Origin of the sequence: Nonomuraea diastatica, assembly GCF_004349015.1 — a bacterium.
GTDB lineage: Bacteria > Actinomycetota > Actinomycetes > Streptosporangiales > Streptosporangiaceae > Nonomuraea > Nonomuraea diastatica.
Genome location: NZ_SMKP01000143.1, coordinates 1 through 20,857 on the forward strand (window position 1 = coordinate 1; position 20,857 = coordinate 20,857).

Consider the following 20,857-nt stretch of genomic DNA (forward strand, 5'->3'; position numbering starts at 1 on the left):
CCCTCCTCCCCAACTTCGGTCGCCCCACCCGGCTCGACTACGCCGACGTGAGCGCCCTCCACGGGAATGACCAACTGCTCCTGACCACCCTCCAAGGAGTGGTCAACCGCCGCGGCCCGCGCCTGTACTTCAACTACAACGAGGAGAACTTCGACGTCCCCTGGCTCGACAGCACGGGCGCACGCGTCACCCGCCACGACAACGCTCTCGACCTGGTCGCCCGCTACCGCCGCGAGGCCCGCGGCGCCATCCTGCACGACCCCGACGTCCCCGACTCGGTGAACGTCGCCACCACCCTCGCCGGCCTGGAGGGCGCCGTGGCCGCCACGGCCGAGCAGGCCGCCGAGCACGGCTTCACGACCATCACCGACCTGCGCGGGAAGTTCGACCCTGACGACGTCCTGGGCACGTACCGGTGGCAGCTCGACAACCTCTTCCCCCGCAGCACCCACGCCCTGCTCAGCGGCCTGCCGCCGACCAGGACCGTGAGCGTGGAGGACGTGCGGTGGCGCGAGGTCGCCCGCGAGACCGAGCGCATCCGCGACAGCTCCAACCGCGGGGTGCGCACCTTCGACTTAAGCCAGGAACTGTCCGGCGAGGACGGCGTCTACCTGCGCTTCCAGGACTCGTTCGGCGACGACGGCTGGGGTGCCTCGGTCGGCGCGGTCACGGTCAAGGCCGACGGCAAGGAGATCGCCTCCTTCACCCCCGGCACGGACGCCGAGACGCCGTACCTCTTCGACGGCCTCAACTCCTCGATCGGCGACAAGTCCAACCGCTTCTCCGACGGCGGCGGCTATTTCGTCTACCGGTTCACCCCGCCCGCCGGCACCCAGCAGCTCACGGTCGACGTGGACCTGTGGAACCAGTTCCTGGTGACCGCCACCACCACCGCGCCGACCCGGGTCGAGCCCTTCCCCTATTTCCGCGACTACACGGTCGCCATGCGCGCCATGGTCTTCTGGCTGCCGCCCAGCGGCCAGACCGGTGAGCTGCTCGACGAGATCCTGAGCAAGGTCGAGCCGACCACGCCGTACGCCGGGTGGTTCTCCAACGACGTCGCGGGCGAGTGGGGCGGCGTCGACCGGGCCTCGCAACACGCCGTCGAGGTCATCCCCGCCGACTACTACATGAACGCCACCGTCCACGCCGGCGTGCGCGCCGAGGTCTCCGACCGGGTGCCGCCGAGGCCGCGGGCCACTCTCCGCAACCGCGTCTACGTCACGCTCACCGTCGGCGAGGGCGACAACATCCAGTACTGCCAGCGCAGGATGCGGCAGATCTGGGACGACAACAAACGCGGCGAAGTGCCCACGAACTGGACCGTCAGCCCTCTGCTTGCCGAGATCGGCCCCGCGATCCTCGCCTACTTCCAGCGCACGGCCACGCCCAACGACCTGCTGATCGCCGGGCCGTCGGGCGCCGGCTACACCTACCCCGGATCGTGGCCGGAGGAGGCGCTGGACGCGTACACGAAGCTGACAGGACGGTTCCTGCGCAGGACCGGCATGGACCTCGTCTACGCCTACAACCACCGCAACGAGGAGGACGACGGCTGGGTGGCCTTCGACGAGCGCATCGTGCGGTCGTACAAGAAGAACACCGGGCTGCGCGGCATCATCCAGTCGTGGGAGACCGGCGACCTGCAGATCGATCCCGCGGGCCTGCCCGTGATCGGCAATTTCATGCCGCAGGGCAAGGCCCAGGAATACCGCGACACGCTGGTGAAGCACATCGAGGGCTGGGACGGGAGCAAGCCGCTGTTCATCGCCGGCGCCGTCAACGCCTGGAACTGGACGCCGAGCGACATCGCCGAGCTCGGCCCGCTGCTCGGCGACCCCTTCGAGATCGTCCGCGGCGACGTGTTCTTCAAGCTGCTGGGCGACCACCTCGGACGGTGATCACATGGTGATCACAGGCGGAGCTCGGGTGGGGAGCCGGTCCACCTGAGCTCCGCCGGCAGGTGGGCCATGTCGTTGAAGAAGAGCACGGACGACGGGCGGCCGGGCGCGTAACGGATGACGGTCAGGGCGGCGTTGCAGTGGTTGACGCCCAGCCAGCGCCAATCCGGGGCGTCCATGGCGGCGCGTACGAGCCAGCCGATCAGGAAGTTGTGCGTGACCACCAGCTCGTGCCGGGTCCGCGCGGCCGGTCCCGTGAACAGCTCCACGGCCTCGCGGGCGAGCGCCGGGCCGTCGCGGCGCCCGTCCTCGGGGAACTGGCCGACGAACCCCAGGAAGCGGTCGGCGTACTCCTCCGGCAGTTCCTCCCTGACCGGGACGTACGGGAGGTAGTCGCCGGCGGCCCGCGACTCGCGCAGCGGGACGCCGGGGAGCCGCTCGCCGGCGAGGCGGGCGGTCTCGGCCGCCCGGGGGAGCGGGCCGTGGTGCACGGCGGCGAGCGGGACGTCGCCGAGCCGCTCGCCGAGCAGCGCGGCCTGGCGGCGGCCGGCGTCCGTCAGCTCGCCGTCGGGCGTGGCGTCGCCGTGGCGGGTGAGATACAGGTAGCGGGTCATGGTCCGGGCTTCACTCCCCTGGCGGGTCGGGCATGTCGGTCTCGAGGACGTCTGTGGCATCGTAGGGCGGGTGGCCGCCGATGAGACCCGTGACGGGGTCGCCCTGACCAACCTCGACCAGCCGCTGTTCGACGGCGCCGGCGCCACCAAGCGCGACCTGGTCGACTACCTCGACGCCGTCGCCGACCGCATCGTCCCCGTCCTGCGCGACCGGGCGCTCTCCGTGATGCGCGTCCGCCCGGGGCAGCAGCCGTTCATGCAGAAGAACCTGCCGAAATACGCCCCCGACTGGGTCAGGTCCGTCTCCTTCTGGGCCGAGGCGTCCCGCAGGCAGGTGACGTACGCGCTCTGCGACGACAGGAGGACGCTCCTGTGGTTCGCCAACCAGAGGGCGGTGGAATATCACCCGGCGCTGTTCGTCGGCGACCGGCCCACGCACCTGATCCTCGACCTCGACCCGCCCGAGCACGACGACTCCTTCTCGCTGGCCGTACGCGGCGCGCTCCTCGTCCGCCAGGCCCTGAGCGACGCCGGGCTGTCGGGGGCGGTGAAGACGAGCGGGGCGAAGGGCGTGCACGTGTTCGTGCCCGTGGCCGAGGGCACGGCGGTGGACGACCTCGCGGCGGCCACCCGCGCGCTGGCGGTCCGTGCCGAGCGGCTGGACCCGGCGCTGGCCACCACGGCGTTCATCCGGGAGGACCGCGAGGGCAAGGTGTTCCTCGACTCCACCCGCGCGGGCGGCGCGACGGTCGCTGCCGCCTACAGCCCCCGCATCCGTCCCGGCGTGCCCGTCTCCTTCCCGGTGGCATGGGACGAGCTGGACCGGGTGGCTCCGGCCGACTTCACCGTGCACACGGTGGCCGCGCGGCTCAAGGGTGCCGACCCGTGGGCCGAGCTCATGCCCGAGCCGCGGCGGCTGCCCGCCGACCTGGTCGAGGAGGGGCACACCATCCCGGTCGCCCGCGTCCAGGCGATGCACGAGGGCAAACGCCGTGCCCGCGCCCGTCGCGGCGAGTGAACGCATTACTCGAACATGTCCTGATTTTGCCGCAGGAGAAGGCCTTCTCTGTCGCTGAGCTGGGGATTTACGTTCCGATCGCGGTTCGGGGGAATGTCGCATTCCCATCCACGACAGGGGAATCGTTCATGCGCAGAAGCGTCACCGCACTGATCACCGCACTGGCCCTGCCCCTGACCGCTGCGGCGCCGGCCCACGCGGCCGGGCCGGCCGACAGGTTCGCCGACCTGCTGGTCAAGAAGGTCAAAGGCGCGAACGTCGAAGAGCATCTGCGCGCCTTCCAGGCGATCGCCACCGCGAACGGCGGCAACCGCGCCGCGGGCACGACCGGGTACGACGCCTCCCGCGACTACGTGGCCGACAAACTACGCAGAGCCGGCTACAAGGTCACGCTCGATCCCGTCGAATTCGTCGAGAACTGGACCGAGAACAGCCCGCCCGCCCTCACCGAGACCGCGCCGGGACGGCGGGCGTACGTTCCCAAGCAGGACTTCTTCGCCTTCGAGCCCTCCCCGGCCGGCGACGTGACCGCGCAGGTCCAGGGCGTGGACCTGACGCTGCCCCCGGCCGCCACACCGTCCTCCACCAGCGGGTGCGAGACCTCCGACTTCGACGGGTTCGTGGCCGGCCGGATCGCGCTCGTCCAGCGCGGCACCTGCGCCTTCTCCCAGAAGGTGCGCAACGCCGGCGCGGCGGGGGCGGCCGCGATCATCGTGTTCAACGAAGGCCAGGAAGGACGCACGGAGGCCGAGCAGCTCGACATCGGCGAATGGCGGGCCGGCATCCCCATGGTGTACGCGGACTTCGCGGTGGGCGAGCGGCTGGCCGGCATGAAGGACGCCACCGTCCGGGTCACCGTCGACGCCACCGTCGCGCTCGGCACCGACCACAACGTGATCGCCGAATCCCGCACCGGCGACCCGCGCAACGTCGTCATGCTCGGAGCCCACCTCGACAGCGTGCCCGCCGGTCCCGGCATCAACGACAACGGCTCCGGCAGCGCCGCCATCCTGGAGGTGGCCGAGGAGATGGCCCGGCTCCCGGTCAAGAACCAGGTGCGCTTCTCCTTCTGGGCCGCGGAGGAGCTCGGCCTGCTCGGCTCCGACCAGTACGTCGCGGCGCTGCCGCAGACGGAACGCGACCGCATCCGCCTCTACCTGAACTTCGACATGGTCGCCTCGCCCAACTTCGCCTACAAGCTCTACGACGGCGACGACTCCGACAACACCGGCGCCTCGGCGGGCCCGCCCGGCTCGGCCCAGATCGAGGAGCAGTTCGAGACCTTCTACGGCTCCCGCGACCTGCCCACCGTCGGCACCGACTTCGACGGCCGCTCCGACTACGGCCCGTTCATCGCGGTCGGCATCCCTGCGGGCGGCATCTTCACCGGCGCGGAAGGCGTCAAGACGGCCGCGGAGGCGAAGGTGTTCGGCGGCACGGCGGGCACCGCGTACGACGCCTGCTACCACAAGGCGTGCGACACGATCGGCAACGTCAACGGCACGGCGCTTGACGTGAACTCCGACGCCATCGCCGACTCCGCCGCCCGGTTCGCCTTCGACCTGCGCTCGATCCCGCGCCGCACGGCTCCCGTGAAGGGAGGCGGAGACTGACGCCTCTCACGAAGGCGAGCGGAGGCTGACGCCCGCTACGAAGGCACGGTGAGCCGCGGACGCAGCGCCGCCAGCACCGCCTCCGGGTCGTCGGCGAAGAACCGGATCGAGGTGACCTCGGCCCGGCGCCCGAGCGGGCGGACGACGGTGACCGGCCCGGCCAGCTCGACCGTCAGGTTGGTCTGCGAGGCGACGGCCACGCCGAGCTGTCCGTCCGCGACGGAGACCATGCGGTCCTCGTTCAGGTTGCGGCCGGTCCGTACCGAGACGATCCGGTCGAGGGGCACCCGCACGTCGAAGTAGGCGGCGTACCTGATGCGCAGCTCGTCGTCGGTGATGACGTGCGGCCGGGTGGCGCAGGCCGCGGCCAGCAGGACCCCGAACAGCAGCCCGTAGAGGTCGGCGATGAGCACCGTGTACCGCAACCAACCGGGCACGCCGACGGCGACCAGCAGCAGGTCCACCACCACCGTCTCGATCGCCATCGCGAACAACATCAGCGCCAGCACGAACGTCTGCTCCTTGGCGTACGTGACGGCGCTCGCCCCGGGCGGCACGCCGTGACGCCGGCGCACGATCCACAGCCCGGCGGAGGCCAGGCCCTTCACCTCGAACCCCAGGACGCGCAGCGCGGCTCCGACCATCGTGCTCCCCTCATCGGCTGTACGCCTCCAATGAGAAACCTTGACGTCGCGTCAAGGTCAACCCCGGTCGGTTTTCCCGGCCCGTACGGCCGGCGCGGCCAGGGCCGCGACGAGGCAGGTGGCGCTCAACACGGCCCAGACGACGTCGTACGTGCCGAACAGGTCGCGGGCCGTGGCCCCGAGGAAGGCCGAGGCGCCGGCGCCCAGCTGGTGAGCGGAATTGGCCCATCCGAAGACGATGGGACCGTCGCCGCCGTAGTGGCGCTGAGCGAGCGCGATGATCGGCGGGACGGTCGCGACGTCGACGAGGCCGTAGACGACCACGACGACGACCAGGGAGGGCTGGACCGTGGATGAGAGCACCATCGGCAGGGCCGGCAGGGTGAGCGCGCGGATGATGAAAGAGCAGGCCAGCAGGTGACGGGGGTCGAAGCGGTCGGTGAGCCAGCCGGAGACGGCGGCGCCCAGCGCGGAGAAGACGCCGATCAGGGACAACATCGATGCGGCGGCGGTCGCGTGCATGCCGTGGTCGTGGGCCGCGGGCACCCAGTTGCTCCACATGATGCCGTTGGTGCTGGCACCGCAGATGATGAACATGCCGGCCAGCAGCCAGAAGGTCCTGGTGCGGGCGGCGGCGAAGAGGACCGTCACGGTGCGGCGCGCGGCGCCCCGGGCGGGAGCGGGCTTGGCGACGAAGTGCTCGCCCCCGTACGGCAGCGCGCCGACGTCGGCCGGGTGGTCGCGCAGGAACAGGGCCACCAGAGCCGACACGGCCAGGGCGACGAGGGCCAGCGTCACGACCGGGGGCCGCCAGTCGAACCGGTCGACCGACCAGGCGAGCAGCGGCAGGAAGAGCATCTGCCCCAGATGGCTGGACGCGCTCAGAACGCCGGTGACCAGCCCGCGACGCCGCACGAACCAGCGGCCGGTGACGACGGCGGCGAAGGTCATGGTCAGGCATCCGCTGCCGAGGCCGATCAGGACGCCCCAGTACGTGACCAGTTGCCACGGTGCGGCCATCACGGTGGTGAGCAGGGCTCCGGCGGCGATGAGCAGCATGGCGCCCGCCGCCACGCGGCGGATCCCGGCGCGCTCCATCAGTGCCGCCGCGAAAGGTGCGGTGAAGCCGAAGAAGATCATGTTGACGGAGGCGGCCAGCGCGATCTGGCCGCGGTCCCAGGCGTACTCCTGGTGCAGGGGAGAGATCAGGAGACCGGGGACGGTCGTGAAGGCGCCGGCCGCCACGATGGCCGCGCCCGCGACGGCGGCGACGATCCACGCGCGGTGCGAACCCGGGCGTGGGCCGGTCGGCGCGGTCAAGGAAGTCTGTGCGTGCTGAGCCATTGCTCCAGCGTGTCGGCGCGGTGAACATCCGGCGAGCGGCTGGATAGCCGTGATGCGCAACAATATGGCCATGCGCTCCAGTGCCGTCTTCTCCCACCCCGCACGCCATCGCGTCGCCGTACTCGCCCGCGAGATGACCCTGCCGATCGAGCTGGGCATCGTCCACCAGGTGTTCGGGCAGGCCCGTGCTGGGGCTTCGGTGGGCGGGGAGCCGCTCTACGAGGTCGTCACCTGCGCCCTGCGGGCCGGCAGGGTCCGTACGGACGGGGACTTCACCGTCAACGTCGAGCACGGTCCTGAGGCGCTGGCGGAGGCCGACACCGTGATCGTGATGTCCTCCTACGAGGACTACGAGCAGCAGGAGCCCGCACTTTCCGCGCCGCTCGCCGGCGCGTTCGCCCGCATCCGGCCCGGCACCCGTGTGGCCTCGATCTGCACGGGAGCCTTCGTCCTGGCCTCCGCCGGTCTGCTCGACGGGAGGGTCGCCACGACGCACTGGCGGTACGCCGACCGGTTCGCCCGGTTGTTCCCGCGGGTGGAGCTGGACGCGAACGTGCTGTACTCCGACGGCGGCGACGTCCTGACGTCGGCGGGGTGCGCCGCGGGGATCGATCTGTGCCTGCACATGATCCGCCGCGATTTCGGCATGGCCGTCGCCAACGACGTCGCGCGCCGTACCGTCGTGCCACCGCACCGGGAGGGCGGGCAGGCACAGTACATCCGCCACCCCGTGCCGCAGCCGTCATCGCCCTCCACCGCGATCGCGCGCGCCTGGGCCCTGCAGCGGCTGGGAGAGCCCGTCACCCTGGGCCAGATGGCGGCCCAGGAGGCCATGAGCGTGCGCAACTTCACCCGGCGCTTCCGCGACGAGGTCGGCACCACCCCGATGAACTGGCTCACCCGGCAGCGCGTCGAACGCGCCAGGGAACTCCTGGAGGAGTCGGACCTGCCCGTGGACCAGGTGGCCGAGCAGGCAGGGCTCGGTACGGCCGCCAACCTCCGCAAGCACTTCCACGCCGCCGTGGGAACCTCGCCCAGCACCTACCGTGCCGCCTTCCGCGAGCTGGACACCGTGGCGTGACCCGGCACGGCCGCCCCGCGCGGACGTGAGGAGCGCGGTGCCGCGTCAAGAGGCGGGCGAGCCGCGCAAGGCGCCCGCGAACGCGGTCACGGCGGTGTGGAACTCCTCGGGCTTGTGGTCGTGGATGACGTGCCTGGCGTCGATCCGGCGGTAGACGGTCTGAGGGGCGAGCTCGCGCACCCGGGCGGCGTCGTCGTCCATGGCGCCGACGAGGCCGTACTTCTCGAACCGGTTCCAGTTGGCGTGCAGCAGCAGGACGGGGGGCGGTCGTCGCCCGCAACGCGGCCGCGTGCGAGAAGCCGCCGTAGAAGCGGCCGTCGACGAACGCCCTGGCGAAGTCGGGGTCGAACATCGACGCCGACCGGACCAGCTCGTCCAGCGAGCGCGGCAGCCAGCGCACGCCGAGTCCGGCCGGGCTGCCCGGGTGCCTGCACCGGTGCCGGGCCACCAGGCGGTCGAGGAGGTCGACGAAGCGGTCCGGCATCCGGATGGTCTTGTCCTCTCCGACGGGGATCTCCTGGCGGTAGACGTCGGCGACGCGTTGCCGGTCGAGGTCGCCGAGCACCTCCACGGTGTGCTTGAGGCTGCCGTAGACCCAGCGGTCGCGGTCGCGGAAGCGCGGCATCTCGGCCGAGAAGATCGGCGGGTCCTCCAGGACGATCGCACCCCGTCGAGTTCGGCGAACTCCTGGCGGAAGCCCGCCTCGGCGAGCGCGGGCGGCAGCGGGTCGCGCCGGCCCTCGTAGGGGTTGCGGTAGCCGGTCATCGGCCGGGCTCCCCCGTGCCGGCGGGCTGATCCTCCTGGACGGCGAGGATTCCTGTCGCGAAGCGCCGGAACCGCTCGTTGTCGACCAGCGCGATGCCCTGCTCGGTGTCCACCAGCACGAGGAGGGTGTCGCCCGGCTGGATGCCGAGCAGGTCGCGCGCGTCCTTGGGGATGACGATCTGGCCCTTCTCGCCGATCTTCACGGTCCCCACGATGTAACGGCCGTCCGGCCCCTCGATCATCTTCCCGGCCATCGCACTCCACCCTCTTCTCCGGTGAGCCGAGTGTAACTATACCTACTTTTCCTACTTTTCTCGCCCGGGTCTCGCCCGTCTGACAGGCGTCATAACGGTTCCGTCCGCCTCCGAGATCCGCTTGAACCCGCACGGTCAGTCCGGCGTACCACCTGACGAGACGGCGCTCACCGACGTCCGGAACGGGACGCCGGCGTGCCCGACCGCTTTGCCCGGCTGCCAGGAGGACGAGGATGGACTTTCTGGGTTGGAGCGACGGATTGGCCCTGTTGCCGCGCGATTACCTCGGCGAGGGCGAACCGCTCGTCGCCGCCGTCAGGGCGGCGGGGCCGTACACGGGAGAGGCGCTGCACCTGCTCGCGCTGGACACCGCGGCCACCATGGCGAGGCTGCACCTGGGCGGGATCGCGGGGCTGCGGCTCAACCCCGGCAACGTCATGATCGGGCCGGAGGGGCGGGTGTTCTTCGCTCCGGGGCCGCGCAGCAGCGAGTTCCCCTCCGCCGACGTCAGGGACTGGGCCGACGTGATCGTCTTCGCCGCGACCGGGCGGCCGGTCCGTGACGGCGAGCGTCCCTATCTCGGGCCGGTGCCCGAAGTGCGGGCGGTGATCGACGAGTGCCGCCGCCCGAACGCGCTGTCCCGCCCGGCGGCGATCGACGTGGTACGCGCCCTGCTCGGAGATCCCTGGGACGACCGCCGCGCCACGGTGCGCGAACTGCTGCTGGAGGCCGAGCGCTGGTCCGGGTCCGAGGCGCGGAGGAGCCCGTCAATGGCGGACGGGCATTCCGGACGGTAGAAAGTGCACACTTTCGCGGAACGGGCCAAAGGGGAATCGCCTATGACGGTCGATGCCGGGGCAGGCGCGTGCTCTGGGCGGCGTCCCTGCCGGGGACCCGGGCTTCGAGGCCCTCCGCGCCGGAAGGCGCGCAGCTCACGGGGGTCGCGGATCGCCACACCATGATCGGAATCGCTGGTTCGGGGGAGTTGACGCGATTTATCAGTTATATCTAGCTTGGTGGCGAATGGGGCAAACTACCTGCCCTGGGACCTGCCGGTGGCTAGAGTAATAATTCTCAATACCAGCGTACCTAGCGCGATATTTCGTGATAGCCGCAGCGCAAGGAGTCCGCCCCCTTGTGAATCACCGCGTAACGGACGAAGCCATGGTCCGAGCCCTCTACCGCGAATACGGCGCCCCCCTGATGGCCTTCGCCATCCGGCTGACGGGCGGCGATCGTCGCTGGGCCGAGGACGTCGTGCAGGAGACCCTGGTACGCGCCTGGCGCAACCTCCATGACCTGCGTACCGACACCGGTTCGCTGATGCCGTGGCTGGCGACGGTGGCCCGTCGCGTGGTCATCGACGACCACCGCCGCGCGGGCACGCGTCCTCTCGACACCGTCGACGACATCCAGGACCGAGCCCGGCCCGTGGCCGCGGAGGACGAGCGCCTGTTACGGGAGATCGTGGTGACCGAGGCGATGCTCTCGCTCTCCCCGGCCCATCGCCAGGTGCTCACGGAGACGTTCCTGCTGGACCGCACCGTCCAGGAGGCGGCGGAGACGATCGGCGTGCCGGTGGGCACGGTGAAGTCCCGCGTGTACTACGCCATGCGCGCGCTGCGCGTGGCGCTCGAGGAAAGGGGGGTGACGCTGCCATGAGCGTGGTGCGTCACGACGTGAGGGGGGTGACGTTGCCGTGAGAAGGGTGCGTCACGACGTGAGGGGGGTGACGCCGCCATGACGGAGGTGCGTCACGAGGACGTGGCCGCGTACGCGCTCGGCCTGCTCGGCGAGGAGGAGAAAGCCGCTTTCGAGCACCATCTGGCCGGTTGCGGGAGCTGTGCCGCGGAGGTGGGGTCGTTCGCGGCGGTGGGGGAGCTGATCAAGGGGGTGCACCCGGACGACCTGCTGCCCGCCCCGCCGGACCCGCAGGTGGAGTCGGTCCTGGTGCGCAAGGCGATCACCGAGCGCCGTCGCCGCCGGTTCCACCGCACGCTCATGACCGCGGCCGCGTGCCTCGTGGTGGCCGCGGGCGTCTTCCTGGCGGGCGGCTCCATCGCCGGCGGCCCGAACCCCGACAGCGTCCACAGCCCGGCCCGCGCGCTGCTGATGACCGGCCAAACCTACTCCGCCACCGACTCCACGACCGGCGTGTCCAGCGTCATCGGCCTGGAGGACAAGGGTTGGGGAACCCACGTCGCGCTGGAGCTCAAGGGCGTCAAGGGTCCGCTGCAGTGCCGGCTCATGGCCGTGGGCGACGACGGCCGCTCCGAGGTCGTGGCGAGCTGGGGCGTCCCGGAGGCGGGGTACGGCGTGCCGGGCTCACCTGACCCGATGGTGCTGCACGGCGGCACCAGCCTCCCTCAGGACGAGCTGAACCACTTCACGATCCAGACCTCGGACGGCAGGAGCCTGGCCACGATCACCGTCTGATGGTGGAGAAGTGGCCGGTGAACCAGTCGCCGGCCTGGTCGGCCACGATCTCCAGGGCGCCGGGTTCCTCGAACAGGTGGGTGGCGCCCGGCACGACGGACAGCCGGCTCTCGGCGTTCAGCCGCCGCTGGGCCTCCTCGTTCAGCTTCAGCACGACCGGGTCCCTGCCGCCGACGATGAGCAGGGTGGGGGCGCGTACCGCGGTGAGCTTCTCCGCGGCCAGGTCGGGCCGGCCGCCGCGTGAGACGATCGCGGCGACCGGGTTGCCGGGCTCGGCCGCCGCCGCCAGCGCCGCAGCCGCGCCGGTGCTGGCGCCGAAGTAGCCGATCGGCAGGCTCGCCGTCGCGGGCTGCTCGCGCACCCACGCGGTACGTTCCAGCAGCCGCCCGGTCAGGAGCCCGATGTCGAAGACGTTGGCCCTGACCGTCTCCTCCTCCGGGGTGAGCAGGTCGAACAGCAGCGTGCCCAGCCCCGCCTCGTTGAGCGCGCCGGCCACGTAACGGTTGCGCGGGCTGAGGCGGCCGCTGCCGCTGCCGTGCACGAACAGCACCACTCCCCGGGCGCCGCCGGGGACGACCAGATCGCCGGGCACGTGCCACACCTCCTTCACCTCCCAGCCCGCTACCCCTGTTGGCCCAGCTCTATCCGCTGCTCGGATGGGCAGGGCATGGTACATGGAGACCGAATCGGGGCGTCGGCACGAGCGGTACGGCGCCCCGCTCCAGCGCATCGTCTCGGGCGGGAAGGCGGCGCTCGGCCGGGCCCGCGGTCTGGGCCTGGGGCGCTGGCTGCGCATGGAACGCGAGGCGTTCGTCCAGACGATCAAGGTGACGGGGGCCTGCGTCCTGGCCTGGTGGCTGGCGGCCCACGTGCTGAAGGTGGGCCTGCCGGTGCTGGCGCCCATCGGTGTGCTCCTGACGGTGTCGGCGACCGCGTACAGCACGGTGGTGAGGGGCCTGCAGCAGGTCGGCGCCGTGATCGTGGGGGTGGCGGCGGCCACGGGGGCGATCTGGCTGCTCGGTGTCGACGAGGTGACGCTGGCCGTGCTGATCTCGTCCGGTCTGGTCCTGGCCCGGCTGCTGAACCTGCCGGCCCAGAACGTGCAGATCCCGATCACGGCGCTGCTGGTGTTCGCGCTGGGCAGCACATACGGCTTCGCCCGCCTCGCGGACGTGCTGATCGGGGCCTGTGTCGGCGTGGCGGCGAACCTGCTGATCCTTCCGCCGCGCTACGTGGAGCGGGCGGCGAAGGAGTTGTGCGGGCTCTCCGGCGAGCTGGCCGACCTGGCCGCGGACATGTCGCGCGGGCTGGGCGGCGCGTGGGACCGCGACATGGCGGGCGAGTGGCTGGACCGGGCCAGGACGCTCTCGCAACGGCTGGAGGAGGCGAAGGAGGCCGCGGACCAGGCGGCGGAGTCGGTGCGCCTGACGTGGCGGCGCAGCCGGTACGACACCCGCCTGCGCCAGGTCGCCGAGGCCGCCACCTGCCTGGACCACGCCTGTAGCCAGCTCAGGGGAATCGCCAGAGGGCTGGTGGACCTGATCGCGGGCGCGCGCGGCCTGCCCGGTGAGCGCGGTGCGGACCTGCCCGATCCGCTGGCCCAGGAGCTCGAATCGTTGTCGCGCGTTTTCGGCGCCTTCGGGATGTTGCAGATCCACCGCGGTAGCGGCAAGGGGTCCAGCCGGAAGGAGGTGAAGGAGCTGCGTGCCGCGCTGGGCGAGGGAAGGCGGCGGCAGAAGGTGCTGGCCGAGGAGTTCGAGCGGACCAGGCACCGGGAGCTGAAGACGTTGCAGGGGGCGCTGCTCGACGACTGCGCCAGGATCCGCTACGAGTTCGACCCGGACAACGGCCCGCACAAGGAGGCCTTCCCTCCGGTCGCGTACACGTGAGTTCGGTGCATGCTGGAGAGATGATCGATGCTCCCGAGCCCGACTGCTGGGCGCACGCCGCCCTGGAGGTGCGGCCCTCGCACATCGCCGGCGACGGGCTGTTCACCACGGCCGCACTCCCCGCCGGCACCGAGGTGGCCCGCCTGGGCGGCCGGCTGGTGACCTGGGAGCGGTTGCGGGAGCTCTTCGCCGACCCTGCGGTCCCGTACGTCGACACCATCACCGTGACGGGCGACCTGCACCTGGTCCTGCCGTACGGGCGGCCGGTCGGCAAGAGCAACCACAGCTGCGACCCCAATTTGTGGTGGACCGGCCCCTACAGCCTGGCCGCGCGCCGCGACCTGCTGCCGGGCGAGGAGCTGACCAGCGACTACGCCACCAGCAGCGCCGCGCCCGACTTCGCCATGGACTGCCGGTGCGGGGCGGACCTGTGCCGGGGCCGGGTCAGCGGCGAGGACTGGCGGCGGGCCGAGCTCCGGGAGCGGTACGGCGAGCACTGGGTGCCGGCCCTGCTCGACCTCATCCGGCGCACCGGCTGAGGAAGGCCCCGGGCAGGAGGTCCGGGGCCCCGCCCCGCCGTCGCCGTTGCCGTCCGGGCCGGGGATTCGCTCAGCCACATGCGTCCCGGCATACTGCTCGAATGTCCGATTTCGCGGAGTTCCAGGCCAGAGGGCGCGCGGCCCTGCTGTCCGGCCGGGCCACCCACGACGTCCCCATGGTGGAAGGCGCGAGACGCTGGGGCGCCGCGGCCGTGCTGCGCCCCCAGCGCGAGATCGCCGACCGCCTGACCGAGCTGGCCGGGACCATCGAGGCCCCGGGCCACTGGGTGCACGGCGGCCCGGCCCTGCACGTCACGCTCAGATCCCTGGAGCCCTACCGCGCCCGCATCCCTGAGGACGACCCGCTCCGCCGCGCCTACGCCGCCGCGCTGGCCGAGGCCGCCGACGGCCTGCCCAGGGCCAGGGTGAGGCTGAGAGGCGTGAGCCCGCACCAGGGCGGCGTGCTGGTCTGCGGACACCCGGAGGACGACACGCTGGTGACGTTGTGGAAGCGCTTCGCCCACGCGCTGGAGTCCCGGGGCGTGCGCGACCTGGAGCACGGCCGGGTCCGCGACCGCTGGTACGTCAGCCTCGTGCACTTCGCCGCCCCGCTCGCCGACCCCCGCCGGCTCGTCGCGTGGTGCGACGCCCACGCCGACGTCGCGCTCGGCACGGCGGAGCTGGCCACGGCGGAGATCGTCCAGTTCGTCCACACGGGCACGGGCATCCGCGTCGAAGCCCTCGAACGCGCCCGGCTGGACGGAGACGGCGGGACGCCACCCCGGCCCCCAGCTCTGGGATGACGCCCCGCCGCCGCTCTCGTCAGGCCCGCGGCTCAGAGCAGCACCAGGGCCGTGACGAACTGCAGCAGGTGCCAGGCCACGTACGCGGCCAGCGAGCAGAACGCCCACTCCTTGGCACTGCTGATCCTGGAGATGCAGCGCAGCTCCTCCGCCGGCTGCTTGCGCGTGCGCAGGGTCCTGGTGACGAAGTAGGCCGAGATCAGCCAGGCCATCGCCGACCCGGCGATCAGCCCGAACGAGAGGCCCAGCAGGATCAGAGGCGCCCCGTCGGCGGTCTCCCACGGCGAGAGCTGGCGAGCCCAGACGGCCGGCACGCCGGCGAGCAGCACGGCGGTGATCCGCCTGTCCTTTCGCGCCTGGCGCTTGAGCCACTGTAGGTCTCGACGCAGATGGTTCTTGAGCATCCGGATCACCTCCGCTGGAGTAGCTGGTCGCACCAGCTAACGGCAGAATCCGGGAAAGATCTGCGACCTCACCGCCGAGAATTCACGACTTTTGACGGCCTTTCAGGACAGACAGCAGAGTTCTTCCGCCGCCTGCCGTGCCTCTATGACGTCCCCGACCTCTTCGAGCGTCCGTACGGCCTCCCTCAGCTGTTCGGCGGCGGCCTCCCTGTCGCCCAGCCGGGCCGAGATCAGCCCGAGTGCCCGCAGCGCGCACCCGAGGTCGCGCCGCGTCCCGCACTCCTGATGGACGTCCTTCGCCTGTTTCGCGTAGACCAGCGCCTCGTCGGCCTGGTCGAGGTCGAGCAGCACCATGGCCAGCGTCGTGAGCGCCGCCGCCCACCGGTCCCTGGTGCCGGTCTCGTTCTGCAACTCGACCGTCTCCCTGGCGAGTGCCAGCGCCGTCGCCGGCTCGCCCGCCGTGTGCAGCGCCTGCGCCATCGACAGCAGCGCGCTGGCCCGGCTGTCGCGCAGCTCCTCCCTGATCAGCAGCGCCGCCCTGGCCGCGCGCAGCGCGGGCCGGTGCTGCCCGAGCGACAGGTACGTGTACGCCAGCGTCTCCTGAACGTCCGCCTCCGCCCGCCGGTTGCCCGTGCCCTGCACGATGTCCAGGGCTTCGAGCGCGTACACGAAGGCCACCTGCGGCTGCCCCTGCCGCCGCCGCACCCGGGCGAGCCTGTTGAGCATGCGGGCCTCCACCGGCTCGTCGTGGATCACCCGGCTGATCATCAGCGACTGGTTCAGGTAGTCGTCGGCGCGCAGGTAGTCGGCCAGCCGCCAGTGCACCAACCCGATGTCGCCGAGGGTCTCCGCCCTGCCCTGCTCGTGGTGGAGCTCCACCTGCACGGCCAGCGCCTGCTCGTAGTAGGCGAGCGCCTCGTCGTAACGCGAGCTGTTGCGGGCGATGCGCCCGAGCGCGCTGAGGGCGCGCCCGCAACCGTGCTGGTCGCCGGTCGCGGTGTAGCCGGCCAGCGCCCGTTCGGCGTCGCGCTGCGCGTCCTCCTGCAGCCGGAGCAGGTCGTAGATCTCGGCGAGGCAGAGCAGCGTCTCGGCCTCGGCGTGCTCGTCGCCCAGCTCGTGGCAGATCGACAACGCCTCCAGGCCCTCCGACAGCGCCGCGTTGGGCTCGCCCAGGTTCTGCTGCACCCTGGCCAGGATGATCAGGCTCTCCGCGGTGCCCCTGCGGTCGCCGAGCTCCTCCCGTACCTCCAGCGCCCGGCCGGCGTACTGCAGCGCCTGCTCGTACCGCGCATGGGACAGGTGCAGCCGGGCGAGCGTGTGCAGGCATCCGGCCACCCCTGACCGGTCGCCGACGTCCCGGTAGAGGTCGAGGGCCTCGCCGGCGCACTTGAGCGCGTCCTCGTTGTTGCCCGCGATGCCGTGCACCTCCGCCAGGTCGTTGAGCGCCTTGGCCCGCCCCGTGCCGTCGCCGAGCGAGGCGAAGTCGGCCAGCGCCTCGCCGATGAACCTGGCCGCCAGCGTCGAGGGCCCGATGTCGCGGTGGATCGAGCCCAGGTTGCTGCGCATGACCGCGATGGCCCGGCGGTTGCTCACCTGCATCGCCGAGGTGAGCCCGGCCTGCTGGATCTCCAAGTTGTTCTCGTAGTAGCGCAGCCTCCTGAACGGCTCGAACACGGCCTCCGCCAGCCGCCAGGCCATCCCGTGCGTGCCGCTCTCCTCCGCCAGCCGTACGGCCGACACCAGCGAGCGCCGCTCGGCCTCGAACCACTCGCGCGGCGTGCCCGGCTCGGTCGCGACCGCCAGGTAGTGGTCGAGCAGCCGCACCCTGGCCTCCCGTACGCCCGCCTCCGCGTGCCGGCCCAGCTCCCTGGCCAGCCGCTTGACCAGGTCGTGCACCCGGTAACGCGGCCCTGCCAGCGGCTCGACGAGGTAGGCCCGGTGCAGCCCTTCCAGGGCCAGCACGGCCTCGCTCACCGGCACGCCGAGCGCGGCGGCCAGCACCTCGGGCGCGAAGTCCCGCCCGGGCAGCAGCCCGACGTGGCGGAACGCCCGCCGCTGCGCGGGGTTCAGCGACTCGTACGCCAGGTCGAGCGCCGACCTGAACGCCTCCTCCGGGTCGCCGGCCGCGGGCCGGTCGGGGACGCGCAGCTCCCGCACCCGCGCCTGCACGCTGAGCCCGGGGTTCTCGGCCAGCTTGGCCGCCGAGATGCGCAGCGCGAACGGATGGTACGAGCACACCCTGGCCAGCTCGGCCAGCCCGTCCCGGTCGGCCGCCCGCGGCGAGCCCGCGCCGAGCACGGCCACGAGCAGCGCCACCGCGTTGCCCGGGTCGAGCACCGGCACGTCCATGAGGTCGGCGTGCCCGGTGGCGTGCAGCGGCGCCATCCGCGTACGGCTGGTCACCAGCACCACGCAGTCCTTGCTGCCGGGCAGCAGCGCCCGCACGAGCCCGGGGTCGGCGGCGTTGTCGAGGATGAGCAGCAGCCGGCGGCCGGCGATCCTGCTGCGGTAGAGCAACGTCAGCTCGGCCTCGTCGGAGGCGGGCATGTGCTCGCCGATGCCGAGCGAGCGCAGGATCTGCCCGAGCGCCTCGGCTGAGGTCATCGGCGGCAGGCCCGGCGACTGACCGCGCAGGTCGATCACGATCTGCCCGTCGGGGAACCGGTCGGCGTGCAGGTGCGCCCAGCGCGTCACCAGCGCGGTCTTGCCGACACCCGGGAGCCCCTGCACGACCATGGTGTTGGTCCTGCGGGGCCGCTCCAGCCAGGCGGTGAGCAGGACGAGGCTCTGCTGGCGTCCGGTGAAGTCGGGCACGTCGGCGGGGAGCTGGCGGGGGACGGGCACCTCGGCGACCGGCAGCCGCTCGGCCGGCGGCGTGCCCGGCGGCGCTCCCGTCCGGGTCAGGAACGGGGTCACGCGCCCCTCCCAGGGCGCCGACAGGTGCTCCCAGCTGCCCGCGGCGTCCCGCAGCGCGACCGGGTCGGCGACGCGCAGCCGCCGGTAGCCGGTGCGGACCAGCCAGCCGCGCCGCGCCCACTGGGTGAGCTGGCGCTGCACCACGTCGGGGGAGCTGCCCACGAGGTCGGCGAGCGTCTCCATGGACAGCGGCGGCGCGGACTCCGCGGCCAGCGCGTAACGCTCGTCGAGGTGCAGCAGCCACACGGCCAGGCGGGCGGCGACGGGGGCGCGGGCGAGCGCCTCGTGCCTGCGGGCCGCCATGTTCCTGGCGAACAGCTCCTGCACCAGCGCGGTCGCCACGGCCGGGGTCGAGGAGGCGTGCTCGCGTAGCCGGCGCAGGTCGATCGGCCACGCCCGCACCTCGGTCAACGCGTCGATCTTGACCCGGTCGGCGGCGCTCCAGAAGGCCAGCTCGCCCACGAGGTCGCCCTCGCCGCGCAGGTCGTGGACGGCCTCACGGTCGCCGGCGGGAACATATTCGCGGGCGTAACCGTGATCGATCAGGAAGACGCAGGTGGCCGGTCGTAACGGCGAGCAGATGATCTCGTTGCGCCGGTAGACGCGGGGCCTGGCGCCCTCGTCGACCAGTGACCTGAACAGACCCACCCCGCACCACGCATCCCCTCAGGACGGCGGTGTCCTCGACATGACAGGCGTGAAACAGCCCCAACGAAAACCTGTCACATCAGTGGACGTCAGCGGTGAGCCCGCTGTCAATCCTGCGGATCAGACGTGCGCGGTGTCGGCCCGGTCGGGGACGAAGCGGTAACCGACGTTGCGGACCGTTCCGATGAGTGATTCGTACTCGGTGCCGAGCTTGGCGCGCAGCCGCCGCACGTGCACGTCGACCGTCCTGGTGCCGCCGAAGTAGTCGTAGCCCCAGACCTCCTGCAGCAGCTGGGCGCGGGTGAAGACCCTGCCGGGGTGCTGGGCGAGGTATTTGAGCAGCTCGAACTCCTTGAACGTCAGGTCGAGCACCCGGCCGCGCAGCCGCGCGGTGTAGGTGGCCTCGTCGATGGCCAGGTCGCCGCTGCGGATCTCGTCGGGCGCGTCTTCCGTGGCGGCCTGGGAGATGCGGCCCGTGGCCATGCGCAGGCGCGCCTCCACCTCGGCCGGCCCGGCGTTGTCGAGCAGCACGTCGTCGACGCCCCACTCGGCGCTCATAGCGGCCAGCCCGCCCTCGGTCACGATCACCAGGAGCGGGCAGTCGATGCCGGTCGTGCGGATCAGCCGGCACAGGCTCTTGGCCTGCACGAGCTCCTTGCGCGCGTCGACCAGCACCGCGTCGGCGGGTGGGGCGTCGATCAGCGCGGACGCCTCGGCGGGCGCCACTCTGACCGAGTGGAGGAGCAACCCCAGCGCCGGAAGCACCTCGGCGGACGGCTCGAGGGCGTTGGTCAGCAGGAGCAAGTTGCTCATCAGGGCCTCCTCAAACGCGCAAGGACCCGGGGGCTACGTCGCCCGAGTCCTGTAGGCGAGGATATCTCACGGGTAAGTGGCGTCCATTGCGCGCCCACGGGATGAACAGGGCGTCGCCGGAAACATGCGTGTTAAGGGCGGCGCACAATAGGATCAAAGGGATTGTGAGGTGCCCATGGCCAGGGGAAAAGTACGTTATTGGGCCGCTGCCAAGGAGGCGGCCGGCGTGGCGGAAGAATCCTTCGACGCGGTCACTCTTGACGAACTCATGACGCAAATCACACAAAATCGTGCCGATCTGGCACGTGTTGTCCGGCGGTCGTCGTTCCTCGTGGACGGCCTTCCCGTCGGCAGGCGACCTCACACCGAGGTGGTCCTCGGCGACGGCGCGACCGTGGAGGTGCTGCCGCCCTTCGCGGGCGGGTGATCGCCGTCTTCGGCGGGGAAGGACATCGGTAGGCTCTTGACCCCCGCTTGAGACTGGGAGCCCCATGCGGAAGCTGATCGTTTCTCTGATCGTGCTGATCATTCTTCTTGTCGCCGTCGACAGGGTCGCCGTGGCAGGAGTGCAGCGCGACCTCGCCAACAGGATCGCGGCGGCCACCGATCTGTCCGGCACGCCGACGGTGACCATCGAGGGCATCCCCTTTCTCACCCAGGCCCTCTCCGGGCACTACCCGGAAGTACGCTTCGATCTCGGCACCCTGACCTACGCCGGCGTGCCGGTGCGGAACCTGCGGGGCGCCGCCTACGACGTGACCGCCCCGCTGGCCGACGTCCTCCAGAACAGAGCCGATATCAGGGCCCGGCGCGTGACCGTCAGCGGCACGCTGACCAGGGCCACGATCGACAAGTTCGCCCCGCGCGGCGTCAAGATCAGCGGGAACGGGCGGCGGCTCGTCGCCTCGGGTGAGGTGATGGTCGGGGTGAAGAAGGTGACGTTCGAGGCAGAGATGACGGTCGAGGTGGCCGACGGCGGCATCCGGCTCCAGGCGGAGAAGATCAAGGACCTGCCCGACCAGGCCGCGCGGTTCATCTCGTACACGATCCCGTTCCAGGGAAAGTTGCCCTTCGACGTCAAGGTGACCGGGGTGAAGAACGTGGCCGACGGGCTGGAGTTCGCGGCCGAAGCGTCTGACGTGCCGCTTCGTGGATGAGAATGAACCGCGGCGCCC

The 20,857-nt window shown here is 71.5% G+C and carries 21 protein-coding genes; 12 read left to right on the forward strand and 9 right to left on the reverse strand.

Annotated features, from left to right (window positions below; all coding sequences use genetic code 11):
• The coding region (locus tag E1294_RS36915) for a GxGYxYP domain-containing protein (protein ID WP_132515617.1) at positions 1 to 1,901 on the forward strand (1,901 nt) is incomplete at its 5' end.
• Positions 1,902 to 1,912: 11 nt separating this feature from the next.
• Here E1294_RS36915 and E1294_RS36920 read toward each other — a convergent pair.
• Positions 1,913 to 2,515, reverse strand: a complete 603-nt coding sequence (locus E1294_RS36920) for a histidine phosphatase family protein (protein WP_132515618.1) — start codon at positions 2,513 to 2,515, stop codon at positions 1,913 to 1,915.
• Between the two features lie 70 nt (positions 2,516 to 2,585).
• Here E1294_RS36920 and E1294_RS36925 point away from each other — a divergent pair, with 70 nt between their 5' ends.
• Together E1294_RS36925 and E1294_RS36930 are read left to right on the forward strand one after the other, a co-directional pair.
• A complete protein-coding gene (locus tag E1294_RS36925) occupies positions 2,586 to 3,533 on the forward strand; it encodes a DNA polymerase domain-containing protein (protein WP_132515619.1) in 948 nt (315 codons plus the stop codon).
• Between the two features lie 128 nt (positions 3,534 to 3,661).
• Positions 3,662 to 5,146 carry a M20/M25/M40 family metallo-hydrolase gene (locus tag E1294_RS36930; RefSeq protein WP_132515620.1) on the forward strand — a complete coding sequence of 495 codons (1,485 nt, stop codon included), beginning with the start codon at positions 3,662 to 3,664 and terminating at the stop codon, positions 5,144 to 5,146.
• Positions 5,147 to 5,181: 35 nt separating this feature from the next.
• Here the strand turns inward: E1294_RS36930 and E1294_RS36935 are convergent, their stop codons facing one another.
• Entirely contained in the window at positions 5,182 to 5,790 is a 609-nt protein-coding gene (locus tag E1294_RS36935) for a hypothetical protein (RefSeq protein ID WP_132515621.1), read from the reverse strand.
• Positions 5,791 to 5,847: 57 nt separating this feature from the next.
• A complete protein-coding gene (locus E1294_RS36940; protein ID WP_220448135.1) occupies positions 5,848 to 7,134 on the reverse strand; it encodes an MFS transporter in 1,287 nt (428 codons plus the stop codon).
• A 70-nt stretch (positions 7,135 to 7,204) separates the two neighbouring features.
• On the opposite strand from E1294_RS36940, the gene E1294_RS36945 reads away from it, so the two are divergent.
• Positions 7,205 to 8,215 (forward strand): GlxA family transcriptional regulator, encoded by a 1,011-nt coding sequence (locus E1294_RS36945; protein WP_246083559.1) that lies wholly within the window; start codon positions 7,205 to 7,207, stop codon positions 8,213 to 8,215.
• Positions 8,216 to 8,260: 45 nt separating this feature from the next.
• Here E1294_RS36945 and E1294_RS53305 read toward each other — a convergent pair whose 3' ends face one another.
• Together E1294_RS53305 and E1294_RS36950 are read right to left on the reverse strand one after the other, a co-directional pair.
• The gene (locus E1294_RS53305) at positions 8,261 to 8,416 is read right to left on the reverse strand and encodes a hypothetical protein (protein ID WP_165977667.1); all 156 of its coding nucleotides are present in this window, start codon (positions 8,414 to 8,416) and stop codon (positions 8,261 to 8,263) included.
• Between the two features lie 560 nt (positions 8,417 to 8,976).
• The gene (locus E1294_RS36950) at positions 8,977 to 9,234 is read right to left on the reverse strand and encodes an AbrB/MazE/SpoVT family DNA-binding domain-containing protein (RefSeq protein WP_246083560.1); all 258 of its coding nucleotides are present in this window, start codon (positions 9,232 to 9,234) and stop codon (positions 8,977 to 8,979) included.
• Positions 9,235 to 9,467: 233 nt separating this feature from the next.
• Between E1294_RS36950 and E1294_RS36955 the strand changes: the two genes are divergently transcribed.
• The 3 genes from E1294_RS36955 to E1294_RS36965 all read left to right on the forward strand — a co-directional run bounded on the left by E1294_RS36955 (position 9,468) and on the right by E1294_RS36965 (position 11,670).
• Positions 9,468 to 10,031: a protein kinase family protein gene (locus E1294_RS36955; protein WP_132515623.1), complete on the forward strand. Its 564-nt coding sequence runs from the start codon at positions 9,468 to 9,470 to the stop codon at positions 10,029 to 10,031.
• Positions 10,032 to 10,398: 367 nt separating this feature from the next.
• Positions 10,399 to 10,896, forward strand: a complete 498-nt coding sequence (locus E1294_RS36960) for a sigma-70 family RNA polymerase sigma factor (RefSeq protein WP_132515642.1) — start codon at positions 10,399 to 10,401, stop codon at positions 10,894 to 10,896.
• Positions 10,897 to 10,974: 78 nt separating this feature from the next.
• Positions 10,975 to 11,670: an anti-sigma factor family protein gene (locus E1294_RS36965; protein ID WP_132515624.1), complete on the forward strand. Its 696-nt coding sequence runs from the start codon at positions 10,975 to 10,977 to the stop codon at positions 11,668 to 11,670.
• Here the strand turns inward: E1294_RS36965 and E1294_RS36970 are convergent.
• Positions 11,660 to 12,262, reverse strand: a complete 603-nt coding sequence (locus tag E1294_RS36970) for a dienelactone hydrolase family protein (protein WP_246083561.1) — start codon at positions 12,260 to 12,262, stop codon at positions 11,660 to 11,662. The genes E1294_RS36965 and E1294_RS36970 overlap by 11 nt on opposite strands.
• A 64-nt stretch (positions 12,263 to 12,326) precedes the next feature.
• On the opposite strand from E1294_RS36970, the gene E1294_RS36975 reads away from it, so the two are divergent.
• The 3 genes from E1294_RS36975 (at position 12,327) to E1294_RS36985 (ending at position 14,901) form a co-directional block, all read left to right on the forward strand.
• Positions 12,327 to 13,559, forward strand: coding sequence for an FUSC family protein (locus E1294_RS36975; protein WP_132515626.1), 1,233 nt, complete (start codon positions 12,327 to 12,329; stop codon positions 13,557 to 13,559).
• 20 nt (positions 13,560 to 13,579) lie between these two features.
• On the forward strand, positions 13,580 to 14,098 hold the full coding sequence (locus E1294_RS36980; protein ID WP_132515627.1) for an SET domain-containing protein: 519 nt from the start codon (positions 13,580 to 13,582) through the stop codon (positions 14,096 to 14,098).
• A gap of 101 nt (positions 14,099 to 14,199) precedes the next feature.
• Positions 14,200 to 14,901, forward strand: a complete 702-nt coding sequence (locus tag E1294_RS36985; RefSeq protein ID WP_132515628.1) for a hypothetical protein — start codon at positions 14,200 to 14,202, stop codon at positions 14,899 to 14,901.
• Positions 14,902 to 14,933: 32 nt separating this feature from the next.
• On the opposite strand, the gene E1294_RS36990 is transcribed toward E1294_RS36985, so the two are convergent.
• From E1294_RS36990 to E1294_RS37000, 3 genes are all read right to left on the reverse strand, one after another.
• Positions 14,934 to 15,305, reverse strand: coding sequence for a hypothetical protein (locus E1294_RS36990; RefSeq protein WP_132515629.1), 372 nt, complete (start codon positions 15,303 to 15,305; stop codon positions 14,934 to 14,936).
• 102 nt (positions 15,306 to 15,407) lie between these two features.
• Positions 15,408 to 18,869, reverse strand: a complete 3,462-nt coding sequence (locus E1294_RS36995; RefSeq protein WP_132515630.1) for a tetratricopeptide repeat protein — start codon at positions 18,867 to 18,869, stop codon at positions 15,408 to 15,410.
• Positions 18,870 to 18,989: 120 nt separating this feature from the next.
• Positions 18,990 to 19,682 (reverse strand): response regulator transcription factor, encoded by a 693-nt coding sequence (locus E1294_RS37000; RefSeq protein WP_132515631.1) that lies wholly within the window; start codon positions 19,680 to 19,682, stop codon positions 18,990 to 18,992.
• 175 nt (positions 19,683 to 19,857) lie between these two features.
• Here E1294_RS37000 and E1294_RS37005 point away from each other — a divergent pair, with 175 nt between their 5' ends.
• Both E1294_RS37005 and E1294_RS37010 read left to right on the forward strand, forming a co-directional pair.
• The gene (locus E1294_RS37005) at positions 19,858 to 20,109 is read left to right on the forward strand and encodes a MoaD/ThiS family protein (protein WP_132515643.1); all 252 of its coding nucleotides are present in this window, start codon (positions 19,858 to 19,860) and stop codon (positions 20,107 to 20,109) included.
• Between the two features lie 64 nt (positions 20,110 to 20,173).
• The gene (locus E1294_RS37010; protein ID WP_132515632.1) at positions 20,174 to 20,839 is read left to right on the forward strand and encodes an LmeA family phospholipid-binding protein; all 666 of its coding nucleotides are present in this window, start codon (positions 20,174 to 20,176) and stop codon (positions 20,837 to 20,839) included.
• Positions 20,840 to 20,857: the final 18 nt, after the last annotated feature.

Bases quoted from the DNA above. Each gene is read 5' to 3' on its own strand.
- E1294_RS36955 (WP_132515623.1), top strand. From the start codon at position 9,468: ATGGACTTTCTGGGTTGGAGCGACGGATTGGCCCTGTTGCCGCGCGAT.
- E1294_RS36975 (WP_132515626.1), top strand. From the start codon at position 12,327: ATGGGCAGGGCATGGTACATGGAGACCGAATCGGGGCGTCGGCACGAG.
- E1294_RS36930 (WP_132515620.1), top strand. From the start codon at position 3,662: ATGCGCAGAAGCGTCACCGCACTGATCACCGCACTGGCCCTGCCCCTG.
- E1294_RS53305 (WP_165977667.1), bottom strand. From the start codon at position 8,416: ATGGACGACGACGCCGCCCGGGTGCGCGAGCTCGCCCCTCAGACCGTC.
- E1294_RS37000 (WP_132515631.1), bottom strand. From the start codon at position 19,682: ATGAGCAACTTGCTCCTGCTGACCAACGCCCTCGAGCCGTCCGCCGAG.
- E1294_RS36965 (WP_132515624.1), top strand. From the start codon at position 10,975: ATGACGGAGGTGCGTCACGAGGACGTGGCCGCGTACGCGCTCGGCCTG.
- E1294_RS36980 (WP_132515627.1), top strand. From the start codon at position 13,580: ATGATCGATGCTCCCGAGCCCGACTGCTGGGCGCACGCCGCCCTGGAG.
- E1294_RS36990 (WP_132515629.1), bottom strand. From the start codon at position 15,305: ATGCTCAAGAACCATCTGCGTCGAGACCTACAGTGGCTCAAGCGCCAG.
- E1294_RS36940 (WP_220448135.1), bottom strand. From the start codon at position 7,134: ATGGCTCAGCACGCACAGACTTCCTTGACCGCGCCGACCGGCCCACGC.
- E1294_RS36920 (WP_132515618.1), bottom strand. From the start codon at position 2,515: ATGACCCGCTACCTGTATCTCACCCGCCACGGCGACGCCACGCCCGAC.
- E1294_RS36985 (WP_132515628.1), top strand. From the start codon at position 14,200: ATGTCCGATTTCGCGGAGTTCCAGGCCAGAGGGCGCGCGGCCCTGCTG.
- E1294_RS37005 (WP_132515643.1), top strand. From the start codon at position 19,858: ATGGCCAGGGGAAAAGTACGTTATTGGGCCGCTGCCAAGGAGGCGGCC.
- E1294_RS37010 (WP_132515632.1), top strand. From the start codon at position 20,174: ATGCGGAAGCTGATCGTTTCTCTGATCGTGCTGATCATTCTTCTTGTC.
- E1294_RS36945 (WP_246083559.1), top strand. From the start codon at position 7,205: ATGCGCTCCAGTGCCGTCTTCTCCCACCCCGCACGCCATCGCGTCGCC.
- E1294_RS36950 (WP_246083560.1), bottom strand. From the start codon at position 9,234: ATGGCCGGGAAGATGATCGAGGGGCCGGACGGCCGTTACATCGTGGGG.
- E1294_RS36935 (WP_132515621.1), bottom strand. From the start codon at position 5,790: ATGGTCGGAGCCGCGCTGCGCGTCCTGGGGTTCGAGGTGAAGGGCCTG.
- E1294_RS36960 (WP_132515642.1), top strand. From the start codon at position 10,399: ATGGTCCGAGCCCTCTACCGCGAATACGGCGCCCCCCTGATGGCCTTC.